General features: G+C 63.3%; 7 protein-coding genes and 1 pseudogene. All 8 read left to right on the top strand.

Features of this window, described 5'->3' with window-relative positions:
• The coding region (locus VHB92_RS03860; protein ID WP_325451576.1) for a beta-galactosidase at positions 1 to 1303 on the top strand (1303 nt) is incomplete at its 5' end.
• Complete coding sequence (locus VHB92_RS03855) at positions 1300 to 2646, top strand: ABC transporter substrate-binding protein (protein ID WP_325451574.1); 1347 nt, start codon at positions 1300 to 1302, stop codon at positions 2644 to 2646. The genes VHB92_RS03860 and VHB92_RS03855, both read left to right, overlap by 4 nt.
• A gap of 56 nt (positions 2647 to 2702) precedes the next feature.
• The gene (locus VHB92_RS03850; RefSeq protein WP_325451572.1) at positions 2703 to 3644 is read left to right on the top strand and encodes a sugar ABC transporter permease; all 942 of its coding nucleotides are present in this window, start codon (positions 2703 to 2705) and stop codon (positions 3642 to 3644) included.
• Positions 3641 to 4579, top strand: coding sequence for a carbohydrate ABC transporter permease (locus tag VHB92_RS03845; RefSeq protein ID WP_325451570.1), 939 nt, complete (start codon positions 3641 to 3643; stop codon positions 4577 to 4579). The genes VHB92_RS03850 and VHB92_RS03845 overlap by 4 nt, the downstream gene beginning before the upstream one ends.
• 63 nt (positions 4580 to 4642) lie before the next feature.
• Positions 4643 to 4795: pseudogene (locus VHB92_RS16680) on the top strand (ATP-binding protein); the annotation flags it as partial.
• 72 nt (positions 4796 to 4867) lie between these two features.
• Positions 4868 to 5545 carry an amidase domain-containing protein gene (locus VHB92_RS03840; protein ID WP_325451568.1) on the top strand — a complete coding sequence of 226 codons (678 nt, stop codon included), beginning with the start codon at positions 4868 to 4870 and terminating at the stop codon, positions 5543 to 5545.
• A 443-nt stretch (positions 5546 to 5988) separates the two neighbouring features.
• Positions 5989 to 6357, top strand: coding sequence for a DUF7507 domain-containing protein (locus tag VHB92_RS16710; protein ID WP_422653650.1), 369 nt, complete (start codon positions 5989 to 5991; stop codon positions 6355 to 6357).
• Positions 6354 to 6755, top strand: coding sequence for a hypothetical protein (locus VHB92_RS03835; protein ID WP_325451566.1), 402 nt, complete (start codon positions 6354 to 6356; stop codon positions 6753 to 6755). Before VHB92_RS16710 ends, VHB92_RS03835 begins: the two co-directional genes overlap by 4 nt.
• Positions 6756 to 6834 lie beyond the last annotated feature (79 nt).

Here is a 6834-nt window from a genome sequence, read left to right as displayed (position 1 = left end):
GTCGGCCCAGACGCCGTGGACCACCTCGGGCGTCGGCGGCTTGTTCCGGCAGGCGGATCGTCTGTATTCGTCGAAGCAGGAGCGGTTCCTAGTGACGGAGACGAACGCACAGTCCATCGGCCAGAGCTTCATGAACCTCCCACCATGGCCGGGGCAGCTGCAGGCAGCGGCTCTCGCCCTGGTCAGCCGCGGTGCCGCGATGATCGAGTATTGGCACTGGCACACATTGCCGTACGGCACGGAGACGTACTGGGGTGGAGTGCTTCCGCACAGCCTTCGGCCAGGTCGCGTGTACGAGGAGATCGCCCGGATCGGGCACGTCTTCCAACGCCTGGGAACGGCGCTCGAGGGGTACGTGCCCGACGCCGACGCCGCCGTCCTATGGTCGAATGACTCGCGATGGGCTCTCGAGTTCTTTCCGGCTCTGAGTCTCGACGGTGGTCCCGATCGGCAATCGTACGAGCGCATCTTCGACGCGTTCCATACCGGGGTTGTGGAGTCGGGAGCGCAGGCGCGGATCCTGCATGTGCAGCAGGCGGCGGCGATCGGGGCGCGCGGGTTGGCGGCTCGCTATCCGACCCTCGTGGTGCCGGCGCTGTATGTCGCAGACGATGAAACGCTCGACCTGCTTGAGGCATACGCGAGCGAGGGTGGCCACCTCGTCATCGGCCCTCGAACCGCTTACGCCGATGTGCTCGCCAGGGCCCGCATCGCCGTTGCCCCGGATCGTCTGACCGGCGCCTCCGGCGTGCATTACGACGAATACTCCAACCTCGCGGCGCCGATCACGGTCTCCTCGTCCGTCATCGAGCTGGATGAGGATGCGGCCGCCACGGCGTGGATCGACGGATTGATCTCCGACGGTGCCGAGGAGGTCGTCGGCTATCGGCATCCGCAGTTCGGCGACTTCCCTGCCGTGACCTCGAAGACCCACGGGGACGGCAGGGTCACGGTCGTCGGGACAGTGCCATCGCGCAGCCTCGCTGCCGCCCTGATGCGGTGGGCCATTCCTCGCCGCGTCGCCGACGAGCTGGCGCCCGCGCGTCGCACTCCGGTGACGGTCACATCCGGTCGCATGCCAGACGGCCGACGCGCCTGGTTCCTCATCAACTGGAGCGGCGACGAGCAAGGGGTGCGGCTGCTGGCGGCGGCGCGTGACATCGCCGACGGCTCCGTCACCGCCGCGGACACGATCCACATGCTTCCGGCCTGGTCGAGCCGGATCCTCCTGACAGACCCCAGCGACCGAGACGAGGGCGACCTCGTGCCGAGCACTACCGAAGAAAGAGAAGGTCGACGATGAAATTCCGAAAGACAGCACTGGCGCTGGCCTCCGGCGTCACGGCGCTGGCACTGCTCCTGAGCGGATGCAGCAGCACCGGGGGTGCCAATGGATCCACGAAGCCGGTGAGTCAGGCAGACATCGACAAGGCGATGAACACGCCGACGACGCTGACGTTCTGGACGTGGGTGCCGAACATTCAGGACGAGGTGAACCTCTTCGAGAAGAAGTACCCGAAGATCAAGGTCAACGTCGTGAACACCACGGGTGGCGCGCAGCACTACCCGAAGCTGCGGGCAGCTCTCAAGGCGGGCAAGGGCATCCCGGATGTCGCACAGGTGGAGTACGACTACATCCCTTCGTTCACTCAGACGAAGAGTCTTCTGAACCTCAAGCCATATGGTGCGGCGAAGTTGAAGAACGACTACGTCGGCTGGGTGTGGAACCAGGTGGCGGACAGCTCTGCCGTGTGGGCGGTCCCACAGGACTCCGGACCGCTCGGCACCTTGTATCGCGACGACATCTTCAAGAACGCCGGACTCGACGGCGCGCCTGCCACCTGGGCCGACTTCACCAAAGCGGCAGCGGCAGTCAAGTCGAAGACCGGCTCGTACATCACCGACCTGCCCGGCAACGACATGTTCCAGATGATCTCCTTCTTCTGGCAGGCCGGTGCCCAGCCGTTCAGCTACGACGGCAAGAAGACCGTGGGCATCGACCTCGACTCGGCCACGGACCAAAAGGTCGTCTCGTACTGGCAGGACCTGATCGACAAGGATCTCGTCGCAACCGATCCAGACTTCACCGACGCCTACTACCAGGGGCTCGCTGCCAACAAGTACGCCAGCTGGCTCGTCGCTGCATGGGGCCCCGTGTTCTTGCAGGGCACAGTGAAGAGCACCAGCGGCAAGTGGCGCGCTGGGGACATTCCGCAGTGGCAGGCGGGTGCCAACGTCTCGGGCAACTGGGGTGGATCGTCGGACGCGGTCATGGCGGCAACGAAGAACCCGATCGCCGCGTACGAGCTTGCGAAGTTCATCAACAATGACCACCAGTCGACGCTGATGATGGCGAACAAGCAGTTCCTTTTTCCGACGACGACCGCGACGCTCAAGGACCCGCAATTCGTGGACGCCAAGAGCGAATTCTACGGCGGTCAGCAGGTGAACAAGTTCTTCGCCCAGGTGTCTGACACGGTCAACCCGAAGTTCCAGTGGCTCCCGTTCATGGACTACGTGAACTCCAGCTACGGGACGACGCTCGGCAAGGCGATCGCTGATCACGGGAATCTGAAGGCCGCTTTGGCGACCTGGCAGAACCAGGTGGTCAGCTACGCGAAGCAGCAGGGCTTCACCGTCAAGTGAGCACAGCGGGTCCGGCCGCACAGCGTCCGGACCCGCTGCCATGCAAGGAGTCGACCATGTCCGTTCTCACCGCTCGGCGCACTGTGCCGGACCCGTCTACGAGGAAACGCACCTCGGGAAAGATCGGCGCCGCACAGACGCGCGCGGCCTGGATTCTCGTCATCCCGTTCCTCGTGATCTTCGCCGCGATGTTCCTCGCGCCGTTGATCTACTCGCTCTACCTCAGCCTGTTCAGCTCGCAGCTCGTCGGCGGGCAGGTGTTCGCGGGCCTCGGCAATTACATCCGCGCCATCCAGGATCCCAGCTTTTGGGCCGGCCTCGGCCGAGTCGGCCTGTTCCTGCTGGTACAGGTGCCGATCATGCTCGTAGCGGCGATCTGTTTCGCCCTCGCCCTGGACAGTAAGCGCATTCGTGGCGGAAGGGCCGCGCGGCTCCTGGTGTTCGTTCCCTACGCCGTGCCTAGCGTCGTGGCCACACTGATGTGGGGTTACCTCTATGGGACCGACTTCGGGCTCATCACGCAGATCTTCCACGGCATCGGCCTGCCGGCGCCCAACCTGTTGTCGCCGCAGAACATCCTCGGCTCGACGATGAACATCGTTTGCTGGGAATTCATCGGCTACAACATGATCATCCTCTACGCCGCACTGCGGTCCATTCCCGAGGATCTCTATGAAGCCGCAGAGATCGACGGCGCAGGCCAGTTCCGTATCGCCTGGAGCATCAAGCTGCCGGCCATTCGCCAAGCGCTCCTGCTCACTGTGATCTTCTCGATCATCGGATCGTTCCAACTGTTCAACGAGCCGAACCTCCTGTCGAACATCGCCCCCAACTCGATCGGCACCGACTTCACTCCGAACCTCTACGCATACAACGTGGCGTTCAAGAACCAGGACATCAACTACGCCGCCGCGATCGCGTTCCTGCTCGGAATCATCATCATGATCGTCTCCTTCGTCGTACAGACCGCCGCCAACCGGAAGGAGCGCGAGTCGTGAGCACCACCACGCGTTTCGCATCGTCGCCCGTCAAGACAGTTGGCGACACGCATCCAGAACCGAAACGTCGGCGCAAGCTCGTCGAACGCGGCAAGCGCAGGAGCACGCTGCTGACGATTTTCGTGTGGATTTCGCTGATCTACTTCATCGTCCCGCTGCTGTGGCTGTTCATCTCGACGACGAAGGACAACTCCGACCTGTTCAGTACGTTCGGACTGTGGTTCGGCAACTCGTTCCAGTTCTTCGCCAACTTCGGCAACCTGTTCACGTTCCAGGACGGCGTGTTCTGGCAGTGGGGACTGAACACCATCATCTATGCCGTGACCAGCGCGGTGGGCGCCGCGGCGCTCGCCACGGCCGCCGGGTACTCGCTGGCGAAGTATCGCTTTCGCGGTCGTACAGCGCTGTTCTCGGTGATCCTCGGTTCGATCATGGTTCCGCTGACAGCATTGGCGATCCCGACATACCTGCTGTTCGCGGCGGCGAACCTGACCGATTCGATGTGGGCGATCATCCTGCCGTCACTGGTCAGCCCGTTCGGCGTCTACCTCATGCGGGTGTATGCCATCGAGTCCGTTGACGACAGCCTGCTTGAAGCAGCGCGCATCGACGGTGCGGGGGAGTTCCGCATCTTCGGCACCATCGGCATTCGTCTGCTGTCTCCTGGGATCGTCACGGTCGTGCTGTTCCAGCTGGTAGCCACCTGGAACAACTACTTCCTACCGCTCATCATGCTGAACACTCCCTCGCTGTTCCCCGTGACCGTTGGGCTCGCACAGTGGCAAGCGACGGCCTCGGCGGGCGGCGGAGCACAGGTGCTGTTCTCGACCGTGCTGACGGGAGCGTTCGTGTCGATCATTCCGCTGATCGTCGCGTTCCTGTTCCTTCAGCGCTACTGGCAATCGGGGCTGGCCACGGGAAGCGTGAAGGGGTAGCGCTGCCCCGAGCATCACGAGGGGTCTCCGCACTCGCGACACTGGCCGAGCCGTTTCGGCGAGGCACGACGCGAGTCCAACCGTGATCGGGCAGGATCTGGTTTCGGACTGGCGATCCCGAAGGCCGTCGTGACGGCGCACAACGGCTCGGTCTCCTTTCAGCCACGAGCCGGAGGTGGACTCGTGGTGGACGTCCACCTGCCTGCCGGCCACTAGGTCGCACACTGAACCGCCGGTCCGCCGGATTCCGAGACGCTGACGATACAGGCTCGTTGATGGGATCAGTACATGACCCCGTCACCACTCCATTCGCACCAGCAGGCCGTTCTCCGTCACCGCCGCTTCGCACTCCTCTCGTTCGTCCTCTGCGCTCTCGCGGCAGCGGTGCTCGCACTCAGTGGATGCGCGAATGCCACACCGCGCACAAGCGTCCCAGTCGGATTCAGCCACACGGACGCGGCCGCGCTGCCCGCGGCGGTACAAGCGCAGCTCCGCTACGTGGACGAGCACTGGAACTCGTACAACACCCAGCAGTACGGCGACATGAACTCGCTCGGTGGCGATTGCGCCAACTTCGTCAGCCAGACGCTGATCGCCCGAGGATGGCCGATGACATCCGCATGGCACAACTATGGAGCCGGAAAGGACCGCACCTTGTCGTGGGGGTACGTGCCGTCGATGGATTCCTACTTCGCCGAGAACCGCAACCAGCTCGGTCTCGAAGAGTTGGATCTGAACGACCGTGCGGCGGTCGCCGTCGGAGACATCGCCATGTTCAGCTGGGGCGACGGCAGCATGGACCATGTGATGGTCGTCACGGGGATCGATCATGACCAGAGGGACGGGGTGGACCATGTCGAGGTCTATCTGAGCGGGCACAACCTGGACGAGCTCGACGTAAGCCTGGACGACATCCTTGCCCGGAACCCCGGGACGAGCGGGCACTTCTGGCACTTGCAACGGTAAGTACGTCACGCTGTGAGAGAGAAGGCTTTAGCGTCGCGCTTTCGTACCAGGCACTCCGGCGTCGGATGACGATCGGCATCGACAGGTCGGCAACCAACCGTCGATGCCCTTCCTACGCAAACCGGCTCATGCCTTACTGCGTTGTGGCTCCGGCCAAGAATCGGGAATGCGCCGCCCGTCAGTATGAGCAGTACCGCGGGCACCGATCGGCGTGTCGAGCTTCGTCCCGGCCGCCCCCATTTTGGGTGAGGCACGAAGTTCTCGCTTCCCCAGGGTTCCAATAGGTTGTATTTGCTGGCGCCGCCGCAAGCGGCGTGTCACACCTACGATTGGGGAGTAGGGCTTTTGTCGGCTGCGTCTCAGTTCTCAGACACCGTTCTGCGCTCGGAACATGGACAGCGCCTGGGTAGAGCCGTCACAAGACTTGGACCCGTTCCGTGTTGATGGTCATGAAGTCGGATGATCGGTCGGATGGTGATCGATGTCTGCAAGGACCGAAGATCACGTACAGCTTCGCCGTGACGAACACCGCGAACGTGACGGTGAACGACGCCAACATCGTCGAGTCGCCGTTCACCGGCACGGCGACGCCGCAACCGGTTGAACGAGAAGCTCGGGAGGACGGCACCATTCGGGTTGGTGCCGGCCCTCCGCCCTGGTGGCGGAGAACAGGGGAAAACCCGGATGCTGAGTGTCCAGTGCCCTATCGCCTCGTCACGAGTGCTGCTGTCCTCCTGTTCGACCACTCATGGGCTCGTAAATCTCGTCTGCTGGCCGGCGTGGCAGGTTGGAGGTTAGCCTGTGCGGGATGAAGGAGTTGGTCATCGCAGGCAGGGCCTTCTTGGTGGACGATGTCGCCGCCGACACGGTAGTCGACTACACCGCTGTTCTCGCCCGCGCTCGTACAGCTGATGTGATCGAACTCAGGGCCCTTGCCGATGGTCGAAGCGTCGAGGTCTCCGTCGTTCTCAGCGCTGCGACGCCGGTTTTCGCGCAGACCTCGCCGAGTGCCTTCCCAGAACCGGACAACGCGGACATGGTGCAGTACATGCGGGATGCTATCCGCAGGCTCAGTCCGGACCCCTTCGACTACGTGATGTTCCGTTTGCCGATTCGGAAGGGTGAGTGGAGCCCCTTACAGCTGGGGATGCGGACTTCGCTCGCCGGGTGGGGGAGGCCCACCCCCACAGGAAATGGTCCGTGCCGATGATGTCGTTCTCCGGTCGGTCTGTGGATGGCGAATGAACGCACTCTCGTCCAGCGGTTGCCGCGGGGTGAGGCGTGTGGCA

The organism is Humibacter sp. (assembly GCF_035547335.1).
Lineage (GTDB): Bacteria > Actinomycetota > Actinomycetes > Actinomycetales > Microbacteriaceae > Humibacter.
Note: the sequence above shows the minus strand (reverse complement) of the source record. Positions and strands in the feature narration are given on the sequence as shown.

Excerpts from the sequence above, each read along its gene's own strand:
- VHB92_RS03855 (WP_325451574.1), top strand. The coding sequence starts at position 1,300 with ATGAAATTCCGAAAGACAGCACTGGCGCTGGCCTCCGGCGTCACGGCG.
- VHB92_RS03850 (WP_325451572.1), top strand. The coding sequence starts at position 2,703 with ATGTCCGTTCTCACCGCTCGGCGCACTGTGCCGGACCCGTCTACGAGG.
- VHB92_RS03840 (WP_325451568.1), top strand. The coding sequence starts at position 4,868 with ATGACCCCGTCACCACTCCATTCGCACCAGCAGGCCGTTCTCCGTCAC.
- VHB92_RS16710 (WP_422653650.1), top strand. The coding sequence starts at position 5,989 with ATGGTCATGAAGTCGGATGATCGGTCGGATGGTGATCGATGTCTGCAA.
- VHB92_RS03835 (WP_325451566.1), top strand. The coding sequence starts at position 6,354 with ATGAAGGAGTTGGTCATCGCAGGCAGGGCCTTCTTGGTGGACGATGTC.